At 70.7% G+C, this 23,578-nt stretch carries 15 protein-coding genes; 10 read left to right on the top strand and 5 right to left on the bottom strand.

Annotated elements, in window-relative coordinates:
• Positions 1-35: 35 nt before the first annotated feature.
• The 3 genes from AC3RX1_RS02450 to AC3RX1_RS02440 all read right to left on the bottom strand — a co-directional run bounded on the left by AC3RX1_RS02450 (position 36) and on the right by AC3RX1_RS02440 (position 2,924).
• Positions 36-860: an ABC transporter permease gene (locus tag AC3RX1_RS02450; RefSeq protein WP_491499653.1), complete on the bottom strand. Its 825-nt coding sequence runs from the start codon at positions 858-860 to the stop codon at positions 36-38.
• Positions 857-1,852, bottom strand: a complete 996-nt coding sequence (locus tag AC3RX1_RS02445) for an ATP-binding cassette domain-containing protein (RefSeq protein WP_491499652.1) — start codon at positions 1,850-1,852, stop codon at positions 857-859. The genes AC3RX1_RS02450 and AC3RX1_RS02445 overlap by 4 nt, the downstream gene beginning before the upstream one ends.
• A gap of 205 nt (positions 1,853-2,057) precedes the next feature.
• Positions 2,058-2,924, bottom strand: coding sequence for a spermidine synthase (locus tag AC3RX1_RS02440; RefSeq protein WP_491499651.1), 867 nt, complete (start codon positions 2,922-2,924; stop codon positions 2,058-2,060).
• Positions 2,925-3,089: 165 nt separating this feature from the next.
• On the opposite strand from AC3RX1_RS02440, the gene pxpA reads away from it, so the two are divergent.
• Positions 3,090-3,845, top strand: coding sequence for a 5-oxoprolinase subunit PxpA (gene pxpA / locus AC3RX1_RS02435; protein ID WP_491499650.1), 756 nt, complete (start codon positions 3,090-3,092; stop codon positions 3,843-3,845).
• 15 nt (positions 3,846-3,860) lie between these two features.
• Positions 3,861-5,594 (top strand): 5-oxoprolinase subunit B/C family protein, encoded by a 1,734-nt coding sequence (locus tag AC3RX1_RS02430; RefSeq protein WP_491499649.1) that lies wholly within the window; start codon positions 3,861-3,863, stop codon positions 5,592-5,594.
• Between the two features lie 72 nt (positions 5,595-5,666).
• Here AC3RX1_RS02430 and AC3RX1_RS02425 read toward each other — a convergent pair whose 3' ends face one another.
• Entirely contained in the window at positions 5,667-8,270 is a 2,604-nt protein-coding gene (locus tag AC3RX1_RS02425; RefSeq protein ID WP_491499648.1) for a DUF4062 domain-containing protein, read from the bottom strand.
• Positions 8,271-8,598: 328 nt separating this feature from the next.
• Here AC3RX1_RS02425 and rpoB point away from each other — a divergent pair, with 328 nt between their 5' ends.
• The 3 genes from rpoB (at position 8,599) to AC3RX1_RS02410 (ending at position 16,774) form a co-directional block, all read left to right on the top strand.
• Complete coding sequence (rpoB, locus tag AC3RX1_RS02420) at positions 8,599-12,093, top strand: DNA-directed RNA polymerase subunit beta (RefSeq protein ID WP_491499647.1); 3,495 nt, start codon at positions 8,599-8,601, stop codon at positions 12,091-12,093.
• A gap of 41 nt (positions 12,094-12,134) precedes the next feature.
• Entirely contained in the window at positions 12,135-16,010 is a 3,876-nt protein-coding gene (locus AC3RX1_RS02415; RefSeq protein ID WP_491499646.1) for a DNA-directed RNA polymerase subunit beta', read from the top strand.
• A gap of 152 nt (positions 16,011-16,162) precedes the next feature.
• Complete coding sequence (locus AC3RX1_RS02410) at positions 16,163-16,774, top strand: hypothetical protein (protein ID WP_491499645.1); 612 nt, start codon at positions 16,163-16,165, stop codon at positions 16,772-16,774.
• Between the two features lies 1 nt (position 16,775).
• Here the strand turns inward: AC3RX1_RS02410 and AC3RX1_RS02405 are convergent, their stop codons facing one another.
• On the bottom strand, positions 16,776-18,263 hold the full coding sequence (locus AC3RX1_RS02405; RefSeq protein WP_491499644.1) for a glutamate-cysteine ligase family protein: 1,488 nt from the start codon (positions 18,261-18,263) through the stop codon (positions 16,776-16,778).
• A gap of 105 nt (positions 18,264-18,368) precedes the next feature.
• Here AC3RX1_RS02405 and AC3RX1_RS02400 point away from each other — a divergent pair, with 105 nt between their 5' ends.
• The 5 genes from AC3RX1_RS02400 to AC3RX1_RS02380 all read left to right on the top strand — a co-directional run bounded on the left by AC3RX1_RS02400 (position 18,369) and on the right by AC3RX1_RS02380 (position 23,577).
• Complete coding sequence (locus tag AC3RX1_RS02400; protein ID WP_491499643.1) at positions 18,369-19,661, top strand: amidohydrolase; 1,293 nt, start codon at positions 18,369-18,371, stop codon at positions 19,659-19,661.
• Positions 19,662-20,057: 396 nt separating this feature from the next.
• Complete coding sequence (locus AC3RX1_RS02395) at positions 20,058-21,119, top strand: ABC transporter (RefSeq protein WP_491499642.1); 1,062 nt, start codon at positions 20,058-20,060, stop codon at positions 21,117-21,119.
• A 4-nt stretch (positions 21,120-21,123) separates the two neighbouring features.
• Complete coding sequence (locus AC3RX1_RS02390; RefSeq protein ID WP_491499641.1) at positions 21,124-21,627, top strand: DUF6121 family protein; 504 nt, start codon at positions 21,124-21,126, stop codon at positions 21,625-21,627.
• A gap of 49 nt (positions 21,628-21,676) precedes the next feature.
• On the top strand, positions 21,677-22,321 hold the full coding sequence (locus AC3RX1_RS02385) for a spermidine/putrescine ABC transporter substrate-binding protein (protein WP_491499640.1): 645 nt from the start codon (positions 21,677-21,679) through the stop codon (positions 22,319-22,321).
• 119 nt (positions 22,322-22,440) lie between these two features.
• Positions 22,441-23,577: a serine/threonine-protein kinase gene (locus AC3RX1_RS02380; RefSeq protein WP_491499639.1), complete on the top strand. Its 1,137-nt coding sequence runs from the start codon at positions 22,441-22,443 to the stop codon at positions 23,575-23,577.
• Position 23,578 lies beyond the last annotated feature (1 nt).

Here is a 23,578-nt window from a genome sequence, read left to right as displayed (position 1 = left end):
CACCCCGGGGGATGCGGGCCCTGCAGGTGACCTGCTCAGGCCTTGCGCATGTAGGCGCGGACGGTGAGTGGCGCGAACACCGCGACGATGACAGCCGCTCCCAGGAGCGTGATCCACACGTCGCCGGTCACCGCGCCGTTGTTCGCGATCTCGCGCACGGCGGTGACGAGGTGCGAGACCGGGTTGATGTTCACGAACCACTGCAGCCAGCCGGGCATCGTGTCGGGGTCGACGAACGCGTTCGACAGGAACGTGAGCGGGAACAGGATGAGCATCGAGATGCCCTGCACGCTCGATGCGGTGCGGGCGATGACCCCGAAGAATGCGAAGATCCAGCTGATCGCCCACGAGCACGCGATCACGAGGAGAGCGGCCAGGATCACGTCGCCGATGCCGCCGGCCGGCCGGTAGCCCAGCACGAAGCCCATCGCGAACGTCAGCGTCGTGGCGATCGCGTAGCGGACGGTGTCGGCCAGCAGCGCACCCGACAGCGGTGCGATGCGGGCGATGGGAAGGGAGCGGAAGCGGTCGAACACCCCCTTGTCCATGTCCTCCCGCAGCTGCGTGCCGGTGACGACGGACGTCGTGATGACGGTCTGCACGAGGATGCCGGGGATCAGCACCGGCAGGTAGCTCTGCACGTCGCCGGCGATCGCACCGCCGAAGATGTACGCGAACATCAGCGTGAAGATGATCGGCTGCACCGTGACGTCGATGAGCTGCTCCGGTGTGCGCCGGATCTTCACGAGACCGCGATACGCCATCGTGAGGGTGTTCGCGACGCTCTGCGACAGACTCGTGCGGTTGCTGAGACGGCGCTCGGCCGCGGGGACGATGGGGCTTGCGGCGATGACGGTCATGCCGGCACCTCTTCCTTCTGTGCTGCGCCGGCCGAGCCCTGCTCGGCGGCATCGTGTCCGGTGATGGTGAGGAACACCTCGTCGAGCGTGGGCTTCTGCACGCTCATCTCGTCGAGATGGATGCCCGCCTCGCGCAGCGTGATGAGCAGCTCGGCGACGAGATCGGCGTCGGACATCGGCGCCGTGATCCGCGACGCCTCGGGCGACAGGGTGCCGCGTACGCCGAGCACCCGCTCGATCGCGCGCAGGGCGTCATCCGTGTCGGCGGGATCGGCGAGGCGCAGCTGCAGGCTGGTGGTCCCGACCGAGGCCTTCAGCTCGTCGGCGGTGCCCTCGGCCACGACGCGTCCGCGGTCGATCACCGCGATGCGGTCGGCGAGCTGATCGGCCTCGTCGAGGTACTGCGTGGTCAGCAGGACCGTGGAGCCGGTGGCGACGAGCTCGCGGATGGTGTCCCACATCTGCCCGCGGGTGCGGGGATCGAGTCCGGTGGTCGGCTCGTCGAGGAAGATGAGCGGCGGCTGCGCGAGGAGGGATGCGGCGAGGTCGAGACGGCGACGCATCCCGCCGGAGAAGTTCTTCAGCGGGCGCCGCGCGGCATCCGACAGCCCGAAGCGCTCGAGCAGGTCGGTCGACTTCGTGCGGGCGTCGGAGCGGGGGATGCCGAGGAGCCGCGCGAAGATCATGAGGTTCTCGGTGGCTGAGAGCGTCTCGTCGACCGACGCGAACTGGCCGGTCACGCCGATCAGCTGCCGCACGATCTGCGGCGAGTGGGCGACGTCGTGGCCGAAGATGCGCGCGGAACCCGCGTCGGGGCGCAGCAGCGTGGCGAGCATGTTGATGGTGGTCGTTTTGCCGGCGCCGTTGGGGCCGAGCACGCCGTAGACGGTTCCGGTCTTCACGCGCAGGTCGACACCGTCGACGGCGCGGTTGGATCCGAACGTCTTCACGAGCGCATCGGCCTCAACGGCCCATTCGGTGGAAGTTGTCATGCCTCGAGCATCCGCACCTGCGCTGTCACCGCGCTGTCGCGCCGCTGTCGCCCGCTGTCGCGCCGTGTCGTGCCGTGGCCCTCGAGCCGCGACTTGTCCCTCGGTTCGCCGAGTTATCCCTCGGTTCGCCGAGTTGTCCCTCGGTTCGTCGAGTTGTCCCTCGGTTGCCCGAGTTGTCCCCGCGTTGCGCGAGTCGGCCGGCGCCTCAGCGCTCGAAGAGGGACGCCGAGGGCTTCGGCGATGCGGTGGCGTCCGCATCCGTCACCGGGGTGAGCGAGCCGACGAACTCGTCGATCTCGCGGCCCTGTGCGACCTTCGCCGGATGCGGCCCCGCGGCCATGAGCCGCGGCAGCCACTCCACGGGCAGCGGCGACGCCGACGCCGCGATGACCAGGTTCCCGAAGCGCCGGCCCTTGAGCGTCTGCACCTCGGCGAGCACGATCACGTGCTCGAGCACGGCGCGCACCGTCGCGACCTGGCGGCGGGCGAAGGCCAGCCCCGCACCGTCGGCGACGTTCACGAGCAGCACCCCGTCGGGTGCGAGAAGACCGGATGCGGCGGCGTAGAACTCGACCGACGTGAGATGCGCGGGCGTCTGCGCTCCGGCGTAGACGTCGGAGACGAGCAGGTCGACGTTGCCGTGCAGCGCGTCGGGGAGCCGGCGGAGACCCTCGCGGGCGTCGCCGATGCGCATGCGGATCGACGCGCCGCGCGGCAGGGGCAGCGCCGTGCGCACGAGCTCGACCAGCGCCGGCTCCAGCTCGATCACCTGCTGGCGGGATCCGGGACGCGTGTGGGCGATGTAGCGTGGGATCGTGAGGGCACCCGCGCCGAGGTGCACCGCCGTGAGCGGCTGGCCGGCGAGCTTGAGCTCGTCGATCACGGCTGCCATCCGCGCGATGTACTCGAAGTGCAGATGAGCGGGATCGTCGAGGTCCACGTGGGACTGCGGCGTCTCGCCGACCATGAGCTCGTAGCCGCTCGTGTACGGAGACGGCACGATCCGCGCGATCGTGCCGTCCGACAGTCGCGCGTGCGGCTCGTCGCCGCTGCGCTGCCTGTTGCGTCCCACGCCGCAACGGTACCCGTCGGCAGGCGCGGACCTCCCCACTCGGCCCCATCAATTCCTCTGGTCCGTGCGGCTGCAGCGACGACACGCCGCGCCCCGCGCGTTTCGTCGCCGGTCTTGAGGAGTTGGAAACCGGCGCCCTCCCCGCCGCGCGGCTACCGTGGATCCATGGACGCCATCGACCTCAACGCCGACCTCGGCGAGACCGTGGACGGACGGCCCACGGCCGACGACGAGGCCATGTTCGCCGTGATCTCGAGCGCCAGCATCGCCTGCGGCGCTCATGCCGGCGATGCGGCGTCGATGCGCGCCGCCGTGGAGCGCGCCGAACGGACCGGAGTCGCCATCGGCGCACATCCGTCGTACCCCGATCGCCCGAACTTCGGCCGGGTGGAGATGCGGCTCGAGCCCGCACGTCTGCAGTCGGTGATCGCGGATCAGCTCGACGCCCTCGCCGGCGCGGGCGCCGACATCCGCTACGTCAAGCCGCACGGCGCGCTGTACCACGCGGCCGGGAGCGACAGCGCGCAGGCGACCGCTCTCGTGCTCGCGGTGGCCGAGTTCAGCGAGCGGGAGGAACGCGCCGTCCCGATCCTCGCCCAGGGCGATGCGCTCGCCGAGGCCGCCGAGGCCGCCGGGCTGCCGTTCTTCCGCGAGGCGTTCCTCGACCGCGGGTACCGCGCCGATGGTCTGCTCGTGCCGCGCGGCGAGCCGGGCGACCTGCTGCACGACGCCGATGCCGCCGCCGCACGGGCGGTGCGGCTCGCGCGCGACGGAGTGGTGGAGGCGGTGGACGGCACGGTGGTGCCCGTCGAGGCCGCGTCGTTCTGCCTGCACGGCGACACACCGGAGTCGGTCGCGATGGCACGCGCCGTGCGCCTCGCGCTCGCCGAGGCGGGTGTCGCCGTCGCGGCGCCATGGTGAGCCGGGGATGACGTCGTGACGATCCTGCCGTTCGGCGACCGGGGTCTGCTCGTGCAGGTCGACTCGCTCGACGCCGTGCTCGGCCTGCACGCGGGGCTCGACGCATCCCGCCCGGCCGGCGTCGTCGACCTCGTGCCGGGGGCCCGCACGGTGCTCGTGCGCGTGGATCCCACGGTGCTGCCGTTGCCCGCCGCGCGCGCCTGGGTCGCGGCGACGACGCCGGTGACGGATGCGGCGGCCCGGCCCGTGCGCGACGTGGAGCTGCCCATCGTCTACGACGGCCCCGACCTCGCCGAGACCGCGGAGATGCTCGGCGTCGGCGTCGAGGCGCTCGTCCGCCGGCACACCGCGACGGGGTGGACCGTCGCGTTCGCCGGCTTCGCGCCCGGTTTCGGATACCTCGTCGGCGACGACTGGCCGTACGACGTGCCCCGGCTCGCTGCGCCGCGCAGCCGCGTGCCGACCGGCGCCGTCGGGCTCGCCGGGGTCTTCAGCGGTGCGTACCCGCGGGCGACGCCCGGCGGCTGGCGCCTGATCGGCACGACCGACGCCACACTCTTCGATCCGACTGCCGCCGATCCGGCCCTCCTCGTCCCCGGCACCCGGGCGCGATTCGTCTCCGTGCGCTCGACGGCGAGAATGCACCCGACGGGCGAGGATGCGGGTATCAGTCACCGTCTCGCCCGTCAGATGCAGTCTCGCCGAAGGGGAGCGGACGGCGCGCGCCCCGTCACGGGAGCCGGCGACGCCGTGGCGCCGGCTGACGGGGCCGACGCAACCGGGACCGACTCGACCAGCGCCGCGGTCGGAGACGCCGTGGCGACCGGCGCCGCGCTCGGCGACGCCGTGACGCCGGCCGAGGCGGCCATCGAGGTGCTCGACCCGGGACTGCTCGCCACGGTGCAGGATCTCGGGCGGCCCGGCGGCGCGAGCCGCGGCATCGCGACGGCGGGCGCGCTCGACCGGGCGGCGCTGCGGGCGGCCAACCGCCTCGTCGGCAACGACGAGGACGCCGCGGGGATCGAGATCACGATGGGCGGATTCCGCGCCCGCGCCCTGCATGACGTCTGGGTCGCGATCACCGGCGGCGACGGCCCGCTTCGGCTCGGCGGACGGGCCGTCGACGGTCACGAACCGCTCCTCTGGGAAGCCGGCGGCGAACTGCAGGTCGACTGGCTCAGCGCCGGCGCGCGCGCCTATCTCGCCGTGCGCGGCGGCGTCGACGCGCCCGTCGTCGCCGGCTCACGCGCGACCGACACGATGGCCGGGCTCGGACCCGCACCGCTGCGCGCCGGCGACCTGATCGCGACGGCCGATGCGGCATCCGCTCCCGTCCCGCCGGCGGAGCCCGCGATGACCGGGGGACCGCTCGGCGATCTCGAGATCGCCCTCGCGCCGGGGCCGCGAGCCGACTGGTTCGATCCTTCCGCGCGCGCCACGCTGTTCGACGCGGTCTGGACCGTCACCGACCGTGCCGACCGTGTCGGCATCCGGCTCGACGGGCCGGCGCTCGCAAGGGCCGCACGGGGCCCCGTCGATGGCGCCGCGGCCGACGAACTGCCCAGCGAGGGGATGATCCCCGGCGCCGTGCAGGTGCCTCCCGACGGCCGACCGGTGATCCTCATGGCCGACGGCCCGATCACCGGCGGCTACCCGGTGATCGCGGTGGTCACGGATGCCGCGCTCGACCTGCTCGCGCAGGCGCGGCCTGGTTGCCGCATCCGTTTCCGCCACGCCCGCCTCCCCTGACCCGCACGGCCCTCTCCGCCGGGCGCTTCCCGCGAAACAAGGGCATCCCGTCGACAGCGCTCACCGTCCGGGCTACCAGCGGGCCAGCGCGGCGGGCTCGGCGCCGGGCAGCGCCAGCGCGACCGCCTCGGCCAGGGTCAGCTCCTCGCCCCGGCGTTCGGCGTCGGCCAGCTCGCTCGGATGCTCCCGGCGCAGGGCGTCGAGCAGCGCCGGATGCACCGTGAACGCGTCGACGTCGAAGATGCCGATACGGTGCCGGATGGCGGCCGCAGCCGCCGCCAGCAGTCCTGCGCGCTCGACATCGGAGCGCAGGGCCGCCACGCCAGCCAGCCCCTCCAATCCGTACGCGACGCCTTCGTCGAAGTGCAGCCGCACCGAGTCGAGCAGCGTGCCGCGGAAGACCTGCTCGGCGGCATCCGGGTCGCGGCGCAGCAGCAGGAGCCGTCCGGTCTGGTTGCCGGCCACCGACTGCGTGAACAGGTCGCCGCCCTCGCGGGCGAGCGCCATGGCGTGGTCGAAATGCGTCAAGGCATCGTCTAGTGAACCGCGCAGCCAGGTCAAGCGACCCAGCGACACCTCGGTGATCGCCTGCGCCCATCCGTTTCCGAGACCCTGCAGCCGTTCGTAGGCGCTGCGCAGTTCCGCCTCGGCGGTCTCGAGGTCGGGATCGGGTAGCTGCACGCGCGCCGTGGCACGCGCCGCCACCGCCATGGCCGCAGCGTCCTCGTCGCCGCTCTCGGTGAACAGCCGCACGCATTCCGCGAGCCCCGCGACCGCCTCCTGCGACGGGTTCTGCCACATCTGGCCCCAGAGCGCGAAGAACCAGGCGACGGCGCGGGTGTGCGCGGTGACCGACTTCTCCTTGCCGAGCAGCTCCAGCATCCACACGCGTACCTCGGCGAGGAAGCCGACGATCCACCAGTAGATGAGCAGGCTCCACGCGAAGTCGGCGGCATCGTCGAGCCGGTCGGTGAAGACCAGGTGGCGGATGGCGCCGCGCAGGTTCGGCAGCTCGAGCCCGAGCTCCGCGACGGCCTCGGCCTGCGCGCGGCCGCGCAGTCCCGGGGCGAGGCGGTGCACGAGCGCGGTGTAGTGATCGGCGTACGCCATCCGCATCGCATCGATGTCGCCGCGCTCCTTGAGCCGGCCGACGGCGTACTCGCGCACGATCGCGAGCAGCGAATAGACGGAGCGGCCGTCGATGTCGGTCTGTGCGACGAGCGACCCGTCGACGAGCGCGGCGATGCCTTCGAGGGCCCGGCCCTCCCACGGCCGCCCGACACCGAGGGCCTCCACCGCGTCGAGGGTGAAGCGCCGCGCGAACACGCCGAGGGTCTCCAGCAGATCGCGATCGTCAGGGGAGAGCAGGCTCACGCTCCACTCGATCGTCGCGCGCATCGTGCGGTGCCGCTCGGGAAGATCGCGCACGGCGGCCGTCAGCAGGGGAAGGCTCTGGCCCAGCCGCTGCGCGATCCCGTGCGGCGTCAGGATCCGCGCCTTCGCAGCGGCCAGCTCGATCGCGAGCGGAAGGCCCTCGAGCGTGCGGCAGATCTCCACGACGTCGGCGGCGTTCTCGGCGGTGAGGGCGAAGCCGGGGCTCGCCGCCCGAGCACGGTCGACGAACAGCGCGCACGCGGGTGAGCGGCGTGCCCGCTCCAGCGAGCCCGACTCCTCGGGCACCGGCAGTGCGCGCACTTCGTACACCTGCTCGCCGCGGATGCGCAGCACGATCCGGCTGGTGACGAGGAACGTCGCCGTCGGCGCGACGCTGTAGAGCCGCACGAGCAGCGGGGCTGCCTCCACGATCTGCTCGAAGTTGTCCAGGACGACGAGCACGCGGCGGTCGGCGAGCGCGTGTGCGATGCGCTCTTCGAGCGCCGCCTCGCCGTTGTCGCGCACGCCGAGCGCGTACGCGATCGTGGGAAGGAGCAGCTCCGCCTCGAGCACGCCCTCGAGCGGGACGAAGTAGATGCCGTCGGGGAAGAGGTCGTCCGCCGAGCGCGCGACCTCGATCGCGAGGCGGCTCTTCCCGACTCCGCCCGGCCCGATGAGGCTCACCGTGCGGTCGCGCGCGCCCTCGAGCAGCGACCGCACCGCGGCGATGTCGTCCTCCCGCCCGATCGTCGTCGTGTAGGGGACCGGGACGCGCGACAGGAGCGGATTCGCCATCGTCGACTGGCGAGCCTCGACCCGCGTCGACTGCTCGAACCGCTCCGCCAGCAGCGCGGCGAGGTCGGCGGCGATCTGCTCCTCCAGCTGCGTGGCGTCGTCGAACGGCAGATACGCCGCGGTGTCGTCGCGCTGGATCCGTGCGATCAGCTGCGCGAGCCGGTCCTCACGCTGCTCGCTGCGCCGCACATAGATGAGCTTCGGCATCGTCGCCGGCGCCAGGTTGTACTCGTCCTCGAGGCCCGAGACCTCCTCGTCGGGGGCGACCCAGCCGTAGCTGTCGGCGTAGATCCCGACGAAGACGTCGCTCTGGTCGAGGTACGCACGGTACAGCGACCGCGGTGGATGGGGACGGGCCCCGAGCTCGAACATCACCGGTGCCAGACGCATCCGTTCGATCGCGGCGCGCGCGGCGAGCCGTTCGTCGGCGAGCTCTCGCAGGGTCGAGCTGACGAACACGCGGATCCGCTGATCGGGTGTGCGGATCACCGGTGATGCCCCGGTCATGTGCACATTATGGCCCCTGCGCACCGCGCGCCGCCACGGTCATCTGCACTGGCACGGGATGCGTCGTGCGCGGGTTATACCGCAGGATCGAAAACTCGTCAAGAATCCGGCTGGACATGGCGCGTCGTTCGTCGTATAGTTGGTAGTTGCGCTCTGGTTCCCCCTGCCTTCATATGGTGGTCGGCTGTGCCCGTGTGCCCCCGCTGTTCCCGATGGGCCGTCAAGGACCCGATGGGCAGTGACGTGAGGCGCGCGGGGTTCGGGGATGAGAGCACGCCATCCGTCGACAAGGAACCGAAGCCCACCCGGGCTCATGGAGGTTATCCCCTTGGCTGCTGCGCCCAACGCATCCACCACCACCCCCAAGAACGGCCGCGGAGCATCCCGCCTCTCGTTCGCCAAGATCTCCGACACACTGACCGTCCCGGATCTGCTCGCCCTGCAGACCGAGTCGTTCGACTGGCTCATCGGGAACGAGTCCTGGAAGGCCCGCGTCGCCGACGCCAAGGCTGCCGGCCGTTCGGACGTGCCCGAGCGCAGCGGCCTGGAGGAGATCTTCGAGGAGATCTCTCCCATCGAAGACCTCAGCGAGACGATGCAGCTGAGCTTCACGAACCCCTACCTCGAGCCCGAGAAGTACTCGATCGAAGAGTGCAAGGAGCGCGGCAAGACCTACGCCGCCCCGCTGTACGTCGAGGCCGAGTTCATGAACCACCAGACCGGTGAGATCAAGACCCAGACGGTCTTCATGGGCGACTTCCCCCTGCAGACGGACAAGGGCACGTTCATCATCAACGGCACCGAGCGCGTCGTCGTCTCGCAGCTGGTCCGCTCCCCGGGCGTCTACTTCGACAAGACGCCCGACAAGACCAGCGACAAGGACATCGTTTCGGCCCGCGTCATCCCGAGCCGGGGCGCCTGGCTCGAGTTCGAGATCGACAAGCGCGACCAGGTCGGCGTGCGCATCGACCGCAAGCGCAAGCAGTCGGTCACCGTGTTCCTCAAGGCGCTGGGCCTCACCAGCGAGGACATCCTCAACGAGTTCGCCGGCTTCGAGTCGATCGAGGACACGCTCAGCAAGGACACGATCCTCACCAAGGAGGACGCGCTCCGCGACATCTACCGCAAGCTCCGTCCGGGCGAGCAGGTCGCCGCCGAGGCCGCCCGCGCGCTGCTGGACAACTTCTACTTCAACCCGAAGCGCTACGACCTCGCCAAGGTCGGCCGGTTCAAGATCAACCAGAAGCTCGGGCTCGAAGCTCCCCTCACCGACTCGGTGCTGACCGTCGAGGACATCGTCGCGACGATCAAGTACCTCGTCCGCCTGCACCGCGGCGATGTCACGTTCGAGGGCCGCCGCGGCGGCAAGGACGTCGAGATCCGTCTCGACACCGACGACATCGACAACTTCGGCAACCGTCGCATCCGCGCGGTCGGCGAGCTGATCCAGAACCAGGTCCGCACGGGTCTGTCGCGCATGGAGCGCGTGGTGCGCGAGCGCATGACCACGCAGGACATCGAGGCGATCACCCCGCAGACCCTGATCAACGTGCGACCCGTCGTCGCGGCGATCAAGGAGTTCTTCGGCACGTCGCAGCTGTCGCAGTTCATGGACCAGAACAACCCGCTCGCGGGCCTGACCCACAAGCGTCGCCTGTCGGCACTGGGCCCGGGCGGTCTGTCGCGTGAGCGGGCCGGCGTCGAGGTCCGTGACGTGCACCCGTCGCACTACGGCCGCATGTGCCCGATTGAGACGCCGGAAGGCCCGAACATCGGCCTCATCGGCTCGCTCGCGTCGTTCGCGCGCATCAATGCGTTCGGCTTCATCGAGACGCCGTACCGCCGTGTCGTCGACGGCAAGGTCACCGACCACATCGACTACCTCACCGCCAGCGAGGAGAACGACTTCATCGTCGCGCAGGCCGGCGCCGAGCTCGACAAGAACGGCAAGTTCGTCGAGGAGCGCGTGCTGGCACGTCGTGGCCAGGGCGGCGAGGTCGACCTGTTCCACGTCGAGGACATCGGCTACATGGATGTCTCGCCCCGCCAGATGGTGTCGGTGGCGACCTCCCTCATCCCGTTCCTCGAGCACGACGACGCGAACCGCGCGCTCATGGGCGCCAACATGCAGCGTCAGGCTGTGCCGCTGCTGCGCAGCGAGTCGCCCGTGGTCGGCACCGGTATGGAGGGTTACACCGCGATCGACGCCGGTGACGTGATCACCGCGGCCAAGCCCGGCGTGGTCTCCGAGGTCTCGGCCGACAAGGTCACCGTGCAGCTCGACGAGGGCGGCATCCAGGAGTACTACCTGCGCAAGTTCGACCGCTCGAACCAGGGCACGTGCTACAACCAGCGCGTGGTCGTCTCGGCGGGCGAGCGCATCGAGGCCGGCGAGGTCATCGCCGACGGCCCCGCGACCGAGGACGGCGAGCTCGCGCTCGGCAAGAACCTTCTCGTGGCGTTCATGACGTGGGAGGGCTACAACTACGAGGACGCGATCATCCTCAGCCAGAACCTGGTGAAGGACGACACCCTCTCCTCGATCCACATCGAGGAGTACGAGGTCGACGCCCGCGACACGAAGCTCGGCAAGGAGGAGATCACGCGTGACCTCCCCAACGTGAGCCCCGACCTGCTGAAGGACCTCGACGAGCGCGGGATCGTGCGCATCGGCGCCGAGGTGCGCCCCGGCGACATCCTCGTCGGCAAGGTCACGCCGAAGGGCGAGACCGAGCTGTCGGCCGAGGAGCGCCTGCTCCGCGCGATCTTCAACGAGAAGAGCCGCGAGGTCCGCGACACGTCGCTGAAGGTGCCCCACGGTGAAGAGGGCACGATCATCGCGGTCAAGGAGTTCAACGCCGAAGAGGGCGACGACGAGCTCGGCAACGGCGTGAACCGCCGTGTCGTGGTGTACATCGCCCAGAAGCGCAAGATCACCGCGGGCGACAAGCTCGCCGGCCGTCACGGCAACAAGGGCGTCATCAGCCGCATCCTGCCGGTCGAGGACATGCCGTTCCTCGCCGACGGCACGCCGGTCGACGTCATCCTCAACCCCCTCGGCATCCCCGGTCGCATGAACTTCGGCCAGGTTCTCGAGACCCACCTCGGGTGGATCGCGAAGACCGGCTGGAAGGTCGAGGGCGACCCGGAGTGGGCGAAGGGCCTGTCGGACGCCGCCCGCGAGGCGGCTCCCGGCACGAAGGTCGCCACCCCGGTGTTCGACGGCGCGCACGAGGACGAGGTCGCGGGTCTGCTCGACTCGACGCTCCCCACGCGCGACGGCGACCGCCTGATCGACTCCACCGGAAAGACCGTCCTGTACGACGGCCGCTCCGGCGAGCCGTTCCCGGCGCCCATCTCGGTCGGCTACATGTACATCCTGAAGCTGCACCACCTGGTGGACGACAAGATCCACGCACGCTCGACCGGTCCGTACTCGATGATCACCCAGCAGCCGCTCGGTGGTAAGGCGCAGTTCGGCGGCCAGCGCTTCGGCGAGATGGAGGTGTGGGCCCTCGAGGCCTACGGCGCCGCGTACGCGCTGCAGGAGCTGCTGACGGTCAAGTCGGACGACATCCTGGGTCGCGTGAAGGTCTACGAGGCCATCGTCAAGGGTGAGAACATCCCGGAGCCGGGCACGCCCGAGTCGTTCAAGGTGCTCATGAAGGAGATGCAGTCGCTCTGCCTGAACGTCGAGGTGCTCTCGGCCGACGGCACCGCGGTGAACCTCCGTGACACCGACGACGAGGCGTTCCGTGCGGCCGAGGAGCTCGGCATCAACATCTCCAGCCGGTTCGAGTCGTCGTCGATCGACGAGATCTGAACACGGCCAGGCAAACGCAAGATTCCGACACAGGAGAACTAGTGCTCGACGCAACAACTTTCGATGAGCTTCGCATCGGCCTGGCCACTGCCGACGACATCCGTCGTTGGTCCTATGGCGAGGTCAAGAAGCCCGAGACCATCAACTACCGCACGCTCAAGCCCGAGAAGGACGGCCTGTTCGGAGAGCAGATCTTCGGCCCGAGCCGCGACTGGGAGTGCGCCTGCGGCAAGTACAAGCGCGTCCGCTTCAAGGGCATCGTCTGCGAGCGCTGCGGCGTGGAGGTCACCAAGTCCTCCGTCCGTCGCGAGCGGATGGGGCACATCGAGCTGGCGGCCCCGGTCACCCACATCTGGTACTTCAAGGGCGTCCCGTCGCGCCTCGGGTACCTGCTCGACATGGCGCCGAAGGACCTCGAGAAGGTCATCTACTTCGCGGCCTACATGATCATCTCGGTCGACGAGGAGGCACGCCACCGCGACCTCCCGACGCACGAGAACAACCTGCGCCTCGAGATGAAGACGATCGCCGATCGTCGCGACGCTCGGGTGGCCACCCGCATGCAGAAGCTCGAAGAGGACCTCGCGGCCCTCGAGGCGGAAGGTGCCAAGGCCGACCAGAAGAAGAAGACGAAGGATGCCGCCGAGAAGGAGATGGCGTCCATCCGCAAGAACGCGGACGAGCAGATCGCCCGTCTCGAGCGCGTGTGGGAGGACTTCCGCACCCTCGAGGTCGGCGCCCTCAAGCCCGAGGACGACGTCTTCCACGAGCTGCAGGACCGCTTCGGCCAGTACTTCGAGGCCCACATGGGTGCGGAGTCGATCCAGCGTCGTCTGCAGGCGTTCGACCTGGCCGCCGAGGCCGAGAACCTGCACCTGCAGATCGCCGAGGGCAAGGGCCAGCGCAAGATCCGTGCGATCAAGCGCCTGAAGGTGGTCAACTCGTTCCTCGCCACCGGCATGAGCCCGGCCGCGATGGTGCTCGACGTGGTGCCGGTGATCCCGCCGGAGCTGCGCCCGATGGTCCAGCTCGACGGCGGCCGCTTCGCCACCAGTGACCTGAACGACCTGTACCGTCGCGTGATCAACCGCAACAACCGCCTCCGTCGCCTGATCGACCTCGGTGCCCCCGAGATCATCGTCAACAACGAGAAGCGGATGCTGCAGGAGGCCGTCGACGCGCTGTTCGACAACGGTCGCCGCGGCCGCCCGGTCACGGGGACCGGCAACCGTGCGCTGAAGTCGCTGTCCGACATGCTCAAGGGCAAGCAGGGCCGATTCCGTCAGAACCTGCTCGGCAAGCGCGTCGACTACTCGGGCCGTTCGGTCATCATCGTCGGCCCGACGCTGAAGCTGCACCAGTGCGGTCTGCCCAAGCAGATGGCGCTCGAGCTGTTCAAGCCGTTCGTGATCAAGCGCCTCATCGACCTCGGTCACTCGCAGAACATCAAGGCGGCCAAGCGCGCCGTCGAGCGCACCCGGCCCGAGGTGTGGGACGTGCTCGAGGAGATCATCCGCGAGCGCCCCGTGCTGCTGAACCGTGCGCCCACGCTGCACCGCCTGGGCATTCAGGCGTTCGAGCCGCAGCTCGTGGAGGGCAAGGCCATCCAGCTGCACCCGCTCGTGTGCGCGGCGTTCAACGCCGACTTCGACGGTGACCAGATGGCCGTGCACCTGCCGCTGTCGGTCGAGGCGCAGGCCGAGGCCCGCATCCTCATGCTCGCGTCGAACAACATCCTGAAGCCGTCGGACGGCCGCCCGGTGACCCTGCCCTCGCAGGACATGATCATCGGCCTGCACCACCTGACGACGGTCAAGGACGGCGCGAAGGGCGAGGGCCGCGTGTTCGGCTCGGTCGCCGAGGCGATCATGGCGCGCGACGAGGGCACCCTCGACCTGCAGGCGAAGGTGCGCATCCGTCTGCCCGAGGTCACCTTCCTCGAGGGCGAAGCGCCGGAGGGCTACGAGCAGCACCGTCTCGTCGACGCCTCGCTCGGCCAGGTGATCTTCAACGACACGCTGCCCAAGGGCTTCCCGTTCGTGCGGGGTCAGGCCGACAAGGGCAAGCTCAGCCAGATCGTGAACAAGCTGGCCGAGGAGTACCCGAAGGTCACCGTGGCCGCGGCGCTCGACGCCATCAAGGACGCGGGCTTCTACTGGGCGACCCGTTCGGGTGTGACCGTCGCGCTGAGCGACGTCATCACGCCGCCGAGCAAGGGCGAGATCGTCTCGAAGTACGAGAAGCAGGCCGCGAAGGTCCAGGGCCAGTTCGAGAAGGGTCTCACGACCGACGCCGAGCGTCGTCAGGAGCTCATCAAGATCTGGACCGAGGCGACCGACGAGATCCAGAAGGCCATGCGGGACAACTTCCCCGAGGACAACACCATCAACCGGATGGTGTCGTCGGGTGCCCGTGGTAACTGGCTGCAGATCCGCAACATCGCCGGTATGCGCGGCCTCGTGAACAACCCGAAGGGCGAGATCATCCCTCGCCCGATCATCTCCTCGTACCGCGAGGGGCTGAGCGTGGCGGAGTACTTCATCGCCTCGCACGGTGCCCGCAAGGGTCTGGCCGACACCGCTCTGCGCACGGCCGACTCGGGCTACCTCACGCGTCGACTCGTCGACGTCTCGCAGGATGTCATCATCCGCGAGGAGGACTGCGGCACCAGCAAGGGTCTCGAGTTCACGATCGCCGCTCCCGGCGCCGACGGCACGCTCGTGCGTGACGCCAACGTCGAGAACTCGGTGTTCGCCCGCACCCTCGCGACCGACGTCGTCACCGACGCCGGCGAGGTGCTGGCCGAGGCGGGGCAGGATGTCGGCGACGTGCTGATCAACCGGCTCGTCGAGTCGGGCGTCGAGAGCATCAAGGTGCGCTCGGTGCTCACCTGCGACTCGGCCGTCGGCGTCTGCGCGAAGTGCTACGGTCGGTCGCTCGCGACCGGCAAGGTCGTCGACATCGGCGAGGCGGTCGGCATCATCGCCGCCCAGTCGATCGGTGAGCCCGGCACGCAGCTGACGATGCGCACGTTCCACACCGGTGGTTCGGCGTCGGCCGACGACATCACGCAGGGTCTTCCCCGCGTGCAGGAGCTGTTCGAGGCCCGCACCCCGAAGGGCGCGTCGCCGATCGCCGAGGCCGACGGCCGCATCACGATCGACGAGACGGAGAAGACCCGCAAGGTCATCCTGACGCCCGACAACGGCGACGAGCCGCACGTGTACCCGGTGCTCAAGCGCGCGACGCTGCTGGTCGAGGACGGCCAGCGGGTCTCGGTGGGCCAGCCGCTCCAGGTGGGCACGCTGGACCCGAAGGAGATCATGCGCGTGCAGGGCGCCCGCGCCGTGCAGAAGTACCTCGTGGACGGCGTCCAGGGGGTCTACCGCTCGCAGGGTGTGCCGATCCACGACAAGCACATCGAGGTCATCGTGCGCCAGATGCTGCGGAAGGTCACCGTGGTCGACCACGGCGACACGACGCTGCTGCCCGGTGAGCTCGTGGACTCGCGTCGCTTCATCGACATCAACCGCGCGTCGGTCGGCGAGGGCAAGCGCCCCGCGTCGGGTCGCCCGGAGCTGATGGGTATCACCAAGGCGTCGCTTGCGACCGAGTCGTGGCTGTCGGCCGCCTCGTTCCAGGAGACGACCCGCGTGCTGACCCAGGCGGCGATGGAGGGCAAGAGCGACCCGCTCGTGGGCCTGAAGGAGAACGTGATCATCGGAAAGCTGATCCCCGCCGGCACCGGGCTCTCGAAGTACCGGAACGTCGTGGTGGAGGCGACCGAGGAGGCGAAGAGCGAGCGGTACCCCAACCGCATCTTCGCGTCGGACGGCGCGTACAGCGACGCCGACCTGAGCTACGTCGACTTCGACAGCTTCTCGACGGACGACTTCACGCCCGGCCAGTACAACTGACATCCCGACACCCCGAAGGCCCTCGGCCGATCCGCACGGATCGCCCGGGGGCCTTCGGTGTCCCCACCGGCGCTGACGCCGGACTGGCGGGCGTGTGCAACCGGCGCCGGGACGGCGGCGCGATTACGGTGGACGGCGGGGAGGTGCGAGGCATGATCGGGGGCCGCAGTGCGTGGATCGCATGGCCGGTCGGCGTGGGCTGCGCCGCCGTGGTGGCCGGGCTCGCGATCCTGGCCGCTCCCGCCCTGCCGACGGCCGTGGACTTCGTCGGCGGCCTCCTCCGTACGGCCTCGGCCCAGCAGATGACAGCGCCCGCCGCGCCCCGGCCGATCGAGAGCATCGGCACCGCCCTCACCGACGACTGCCGCTCCCTGTACCCCGACGCCCTCTGGGTGCACCTCACCTGGCAGCGCCACGTCATCCTGGATCAGAGTCAGGATGTCCCGGCCACGACCGCGACCGCGGTGCGCGACGCCCTGCACCCCGCGGTGCTCATGACCTGCCACTGGCGCAACGGGACGGGCGGCACGATCAGCACGACGCTGTCGCGGATCGACGGGGCCGACGCGCAGATCGCGCACGCCGGACTGGCGAGCGCCGGGTTCTCGTGCAGCGCGTCGGGCGACGGCATCCGCTGCACGCACAGCGCCGGCGCCGTGACGGAGGAAGAGGTCGTGCGCGACGGGATGTGGCTGTCCACGACCACCACATCCTGGCAGCTCGACGGCTACACCGACGAGCTCGTCGGCCGGCTGTGGCCGTGAGTCAGCCCTTCGCCGCCGGCACCTCCCACGTGTGCACCGGCGCGTTCTCGCGCATCCCCTCCCGATAGAGCCGCAGCATCTGGGCCAGCGCCTGCTCGCGGTCGAGGCCGCGCGACTCGAACGCCCGAACCGTCGCGGTCTGCCACGACGAGCCGTTCACCCGGAGTTTGCACCGCTCCTCGACGATCTTCAGGTACCGGTCGCGCACCGGCGCCGAGACGCCCCAGCGCGACAGCCCCTCGTCGGCGAGCGGCAGCAGACGGCGCAGCAGCAGCTCGTCCCACGGCACCGCGCCCATGCCGGGCCAGTAGAACACCGCGTTCACTCCGCGTCGCGCACCCTCGGTGAAGTTCGACCGGGCCGCGTCGAAGCTCATCTTCGTCCACAGCGGCCGGCCCTCCGCGGCCAGCATCCGCAGCGCCCCGTAATAGAACGCGGCGTTCGCCAGCACGTCGACCACCGTGGGCCCGGCGGGCAGCACCCGGTTCTCCACCCGCAGATGCGGACGGCCGTCGACGACGTCGTACACGGGACGGTTCCAGCGGTACACCGTGCCGTTGTGCAGGCGCAGCTCCTGCAGCTTCGGCGCGCGGCCGGCGCGCAGCTCGGCCTCGGGGTCCTCGTCGGTGGTCTCGGGCAGCAGCGCCGGGAAGTAGCGGACGTTCTCTTCGAACAGGTCGAAGATCGAGGTCACCCACCGCTCCCCGAAGAACACCGGCGGCCGCACCCCCTGGTTGCGCAGCTCCGGGGAGCGGGTGTCGGTGGCCTGCAGGAACAACTCCGTGCGCGTCTCGGCCCAGAGCTGCTTGCCGAACAGATACGGGGAATTCGCGCCGAGGGCGAGCTGCGGGCCGGCGAGGATCTGCGCGGCGTTCCAGTTCGCGGCGAACTCACGCGGCGCCACCTGCACGTGCAGCTGCACCGACGTGCACGCCGACTCGGGCGCGATCGTCGGCCACCGCATCCGCAGCGACTCCACGCCGGAGATGTCCAGTTCGAGATCCTCCCGCCGCGCCGAGAACACCGCGCGGTCGAGGGCGGCATAGCGCGGGTTCGCGCTCATCCAGTCGCCTTCGAGATGCTCGGGCTTCAGGGTGGGAAGGATGCCGATCATCACGATGCTCGCACCCGCGGCGTTGGCACGCTCCTCGGCGTTGTTCATCGACGCGCGCAGCAGACCCTCGAGCTCGAGTGCCGAGGCACCGGGAAGCGGCCGCGGCGGGACGTTGAGCTCGATGTTGTAGCGCCCGAGCTCGGTCTGGAACGCCGGGTCGGCGATCGACTCCAGCACCTGCGCGTTCGCCATGGCCGGCTGCCCCGCATCGTCGACGAGGTTGAGCTCGATCTCGAGCCCGGTGAGCGGCCGGTCGAACTCGAACGCGTGCTCGCGCAGCATCTGCTCGAACACGTCGAGGCAGCGCTGCACCTTGACCCGGTAGCGCTGGCGCTGCTCGCGCGTGAACTCGATGTTCTCGATCTCGTCGCCCATGGTGTCGCGACTCTTCCATGCCGGCCGCGAGCCGTCAACGCCGGGGCACCAGACGGGTTCGCCCTTTAGGGTGGTCGGGAATGCGTATCGCCGAGCGGGGTGAGGATGACGGGAACGGATGGCGCGTCGGAAGCGCGCGACACCGCCGGCGCGCCGACTTCGGCACCGGGCGTGATCGACGCGCCGGCGCCGGCACATGGCGTCGTCGACCCGGGGGCCGGACGAGGTCCGGAATGGCTGGACGCCTTTCTCGCCGCGCGCCTGCCCGATCTCGTGGCGCTGCGGCGACGCATCCATTCGCATCCCGAGCTGTCCCGTCACGAGACCGCGACGACGGCGCTGGTGCAGGATGCGTTGACCGACGCCGGCATCGCGGCGCAGGTGCTCCCCGGGGGGACCGGGCTCGTCGCGGAGATCGCGGGAGAGGGCCCGGGGTCCGACGTCGGACTGCGCGCTGATCTGGACGCGCTGCCGCTCGTCGAGGAGAGCGGCCTGCCGTTCGCCTCCACGGTGCCGGGCGTCTCGCACGCGTGCGGTCACGACATCCACACCACGGTTCTCGTGGGCGCGGCTCTCGCCCTCGCGGAGAACCCGCTTCTGCGCGGTCGCGTGCGACTGCTGTTCCAACCGGCCGAGGAGGTCATGCCGGGCGGGTCGCATCAGCTCGTGGCGGCGGGGGCGATGGCGGGGCTCGACCGGGTGTACGCGCTGCACTGCGAGCCGCGGGTGCCCGTCGGCCAGGTCGGCGTGCGGGTGGGGCCGATCACGTCGGCCTGCGACGTCATCGAGATCGAGGTTCTGGGGCCCGGCGGCCACACCTCCCGTCCACATCTCACGGTCGACGTCGTGGGGGCTCTCGCCGCCGTCGCCGCGCGGCTGCCGATGCTTATCGCCCGCCGCCTCGACCCGCGGGCGGGGGCGCTGCTGGTGTGGGGCGCCGTGGAGGCCGGTGCGGCGGCGAACGTCGTGCCCCGGCGAGGTGTGCTGCGCGGCACGCTGCGCGTGGGCGACCGTGCGGCGTGGGAGAGCGCGGAGCCGCTCGTGACCGAGCTCGTCGGGCAGCTGCTCGCGCCGTCGGGTGCCGAGTACCGGCTGAACTATGTGCGCGGAGTGCCGCCCGTCGTGAACGACGCCGACGCGGTGTCGGTGCTGCGTCAGGGGGTCGAGAACGCGCTGGGGGCGGATGCCGTGGTGCCCGCCGAGCAGTCCGTCGGTGCGGAGGATTTCGCCGTCCTGCTCGACCATGCACCGGGCGCCCTCGCCCGGCTCGGGGTGTGGGACGGCCTCGAGCCGCGCGTCGACCTGCACTCCGTCGCGTTCCGCGCGGACGAGCGCGCGATCCCCGTCGGCGTGCGTACCCTGGTGCACACCGTCCTCGCCGCCTCGCCCCATCCCTGACCCGCCCGTCGCGCGCGAGTTGTCCCTCGGTTGCGCCGAGTTGCCCCTCGGTTGCGCGAGTTGTCCCTCCGTTCCCCCGAGTTGCCCCTCCATTCGCCGAGTTGCCCCTCCGTTCCGCGAGCGTGCCCACCGCTTCGACGTCGCAGAAGCAGGCGGAATCGGGTGCTAACGGCGGTTTGGGTGCAGAACCCCTCGATCTGGCCTGCTTCTGCAACGAGCGAGGAGCGTCGTTCCGGCTCACCCTCCGAGCGTCGGCCGGATTCTCCACCGATGACGACGTGCCAGGAGGCGCCCCGGCGCGGGCCGCCCGACACACGCCGGAATTCCTCGGTCGCGGTCGAGCCCGGCGGTAGCCTCGCAAGGAGGGGACCGTCCCCGTGTGTGAGGAGTCCTGCCATGAGTGATCCCCGGGAGCCCATCGGCGAGCCCGTCGAGGAGCCGACGCCCGTCGCCGACGTGGTGGGCCAGGCGCACGAGGGCCTCGCCGACGCCGAACAGGCCGGACGAGACGCCGTCGACACGGACGATCCGGTGCGCGCCGCGCAGGACCGTGCCGATGCGCGCGCCAACGCCGATGCCGACGCCGACGAGCCGGCCTTCGCCACGCCGGGCCTCAACGAGGCGTACGCCGCCGACCGCGACGCCGAAGCCGAGCCGGCTCCGGAAGCCGCCACCGCATCCGACACCGCCGCATCCGACACCGCCGCAGCCGACCTCGACGAGACCACCCGCGACGAGACCGCCTCCGACACGACCGCGTCCGACGCGCGGCCGGTCATCGTGGCCGACGAGCACACCGACGTCGTCACGACCCGGGAGGACACGCCGGCGGATGCGTCGCCGGGGTCCGACGTCTATGCCGGCGCGGGCGCCGCCGCTGCGGCCGCGCAGCCGCAGCCGATCTTCGTCCAGGCGCCCGAAGAGCCGCGTCCGCGTGGCAACCGCGGCGCCGCCGGTGCGATCGGCCTGCTCGCCGCGATCTCCTTCGCCATCCTGTACCTCGCGGCCGGGCTCGTGATCGGCCTCGTCGACGGCTCGATCTCCGGCGATTCGGTCACGACGTGGCTGTCCCACGAGGTCGTCACGTGGGGTCTGTGGGTTCCCACCGTCGTGTTCTTCCTGGCGTTCTGGCTGCTCGGCGCGATCATCAACCGCGGCCGCTGGGGTGCCTGGGTCATCTTCGGCCTGCTCGTCGGCGTCGCCGCCTATGGCGGCCACATCCTGGGCCAGCTCTTCGAAGCGCCCTTCTGGATGATCACCGCATCCGAGGGAGCGAAGGTCGTCGACGAGCAGCTGTTCGCCCCGCTTGCCATCGCCGCCTTCGTCATCGGCCGCGAGCTCACCATCTGGTTCGGCGCGTGGGTCGCGCGCCGCGGACGCCGGATGACGGAACTCAACGTCGAGGCGCGCCGCGAGTACGAGCGCACCCTCGAGGCGGGGCCCCAGCTGTCCCGCTGACGACATGGCAGACGCACCGGGCGGACCCGGCCGTGGCGCATCGACGCCCGGCCCGGTCCGCCCTGTCGTCGCGCTCGCGTTCGCGACGGTCCTGTGCGCCGCGCTCATGATCGCCGGCCTCGGCGTCACGAGCCTCCTGCTCGGCGAGGATGTGATCGCGACTCCCGGATTCGGCCAGGCGCCGGGCATCATCGCCGTGGCGGCGGCGCTCGTCGCGTTCGCGGTCGTGCTGGGGTCGGCGCTGCGCCGCGCGCATCCGTCCTATCTCACCGCCCTGTGGACAGCCGTGGCCGCCTTCCTCGTCTACCTCGGAGCCGTCTGGATCGTGGGCGCCGTCCAGACCGCCGATCCCGTGCAGTCGGCGGCGGTCGCGGGCAGGCTCGTCACGACGGGGTTCGCGTTCGTCGTGGCCGGTGCCGCCCTCGTCGGCGGATGGACCGGGGTCGCCCTCGTGCGCACGCGCAGCAGCCGGCCGCGATGGCCGTGGGAGGACCGGAACACTCCCTGACCCGCGGATTTCCGCACCTCAAGCGTGCTCTCGCGTTACGGTGGTGTGCGTGGAGCGTTCGCTCGAGACCCAGGTGAGCCAGGCCGTCGACGCATGGCTCGGCTGGCTGCCGCGCTGGGAGCCGGCGACGCATCACGGCCGGGTCGCCGTGTGCCGCCGCTGCCTCGGCTCGCCGGTGCTGTCGGCGGCGGGGCTGGGGGCGGATGTGCCGCACGCCGTCCAGCACGGCCTGTCGACGCGCATCAAGACGATCGTCGATCGCGCCGTCGCCGAGTACACCGCCCGCAACCTGCCGATGCTGCAGGGCGAGCTCGACCAGCAGGCGGCCCGAAACCGCGCACGCAGCTACCGGCCGGGCGAGGGACTGGCGCCGGAGTTCGAGGGCATGCCGCTCGACCCCGACCCGGTGCCGGGCGCGCCGTTCCTGTTCACGATCGCCGGAATGGCCGACGAAGCGGATGCGGCGGTGCCGGCGCTGCCTCCCCTCAGCGACGACGCGAAGGCGGCGCTGCGGCAGGAGGTCGGCCTCGCCGACGAGTACGCGAACATGATCGGCCGCGAGGTGTGCGCCATTCTGCTGAGCCACCGGCTGCGCATCCAGGCTGCGGTGACCGAGTACGTCGAGCCGCAGGTCGCGGCGCTCCTCGAAGAGCTCACCCGGTCACTCGACTCCCCGTTCGACCCCACCGACTGAGCGGCCCGCTGACAGGGATCGCCGCCCCGCGATTTGCTACGATTGCCGGGCCTGACCGCTGTCTGCGCGCACCGCGGGCCGGCGCAGTGACGGCGCGCGCTCAACGGATGGGGGTCCGGATGCCCAAGCGCCTGCCCTCGTCCCCTCCTGTCCTGCCGGGCCTGACGTATGTGCGACCGCTCGGATCCGGCGGCTTCGCCGACGTGTTCCTCTACTCGCAGGACATGCCGCGCCGCCAGGTCGCCGTGAAGGTGCTGCCGGCGGGCGTCGGCGATCCCGACATGCTGCGCATGTTCAACGCCGAGGCCGACGTGCTCGCGCACCTGTCGGCGCATCCGTCGATCGTCACGGTGTACCAGGCCGGCATCTCGGCCGACGGCCGTCCGTACATCGTGATGGAGTACTGCCCCGGGTCGCTCGCGCACCGGTACCGGCAGGAGAAGATGTCGGTCGACGAGTCGCTCACGATCGGCGTGAAGATGGCGAGCGCCCTCGAGTCGGCGCATCGGGCGGGCCTCGTGCACCGCGACGTGAAGCCCAGCAACATCCTGATCACGACGTTCGGCACGCCCGTGCTCGCCGACTTCGGCATCTCGTCGACGCTCGCCCCCCGTGGCACCGGCGACGAGGTGCTCGCGATGAGCGTGCCGTGGAGCGCTCCCGAAGTGATCGGCGAGGAGACCGCCGGCACCGTGGCGAGCGAGGTCTGGGGTCTGGGCGCGACAGTCTACTCCCTGCTGGCCGGGCACAGCCCGTTCGAGCGGCCGGAGCCGGGCAAGAACTCCCGCGACCAGCTGCGCCGACGCATCCTGCGTGCCGCCTTCCCCCGCATGAACCGCGCCGACGTGCCGGCCGGGGTGGAGGACGTCCTCGCCACCGCGATGGCGCGCGACCCGAAGGACCGGTATCCGAGCGCGCTCGCCTTCGCCCAGGCGCTGCGCGACGCGCAGCACGAGATGGGGTTCGCGCCGACCCCGCTCGAGGTCGCCGTCGACGAGTGGGTGCCTGGCGACGCGCAGCCGGTGGACTTCTCCGACTCGACGCCCCGCGGGCCGGTGATCAGCTCGGTGCCGCACGCATCGCGCCGGCGGACGACCGATCCCGCACCGCTCGTGGCCCGAGACGAGGACACCGACATCTCCGGACCCGCGCCGTCGGTGCGGCGGCGGGTGTGGCCGTGGATCGTGGCGGCCGCGGTCGTCGGCGCGGCGGTGGTGCTCGTCGTCTGGGCGCTGATCGCCGGGTCCGGAGCGTGAC

The organism is Microbacterium altimontanum (genome assembly GCF_058349865.2).
This window is presented reverse-complemented; position numbering and strand designations above follow the sequence as displayed.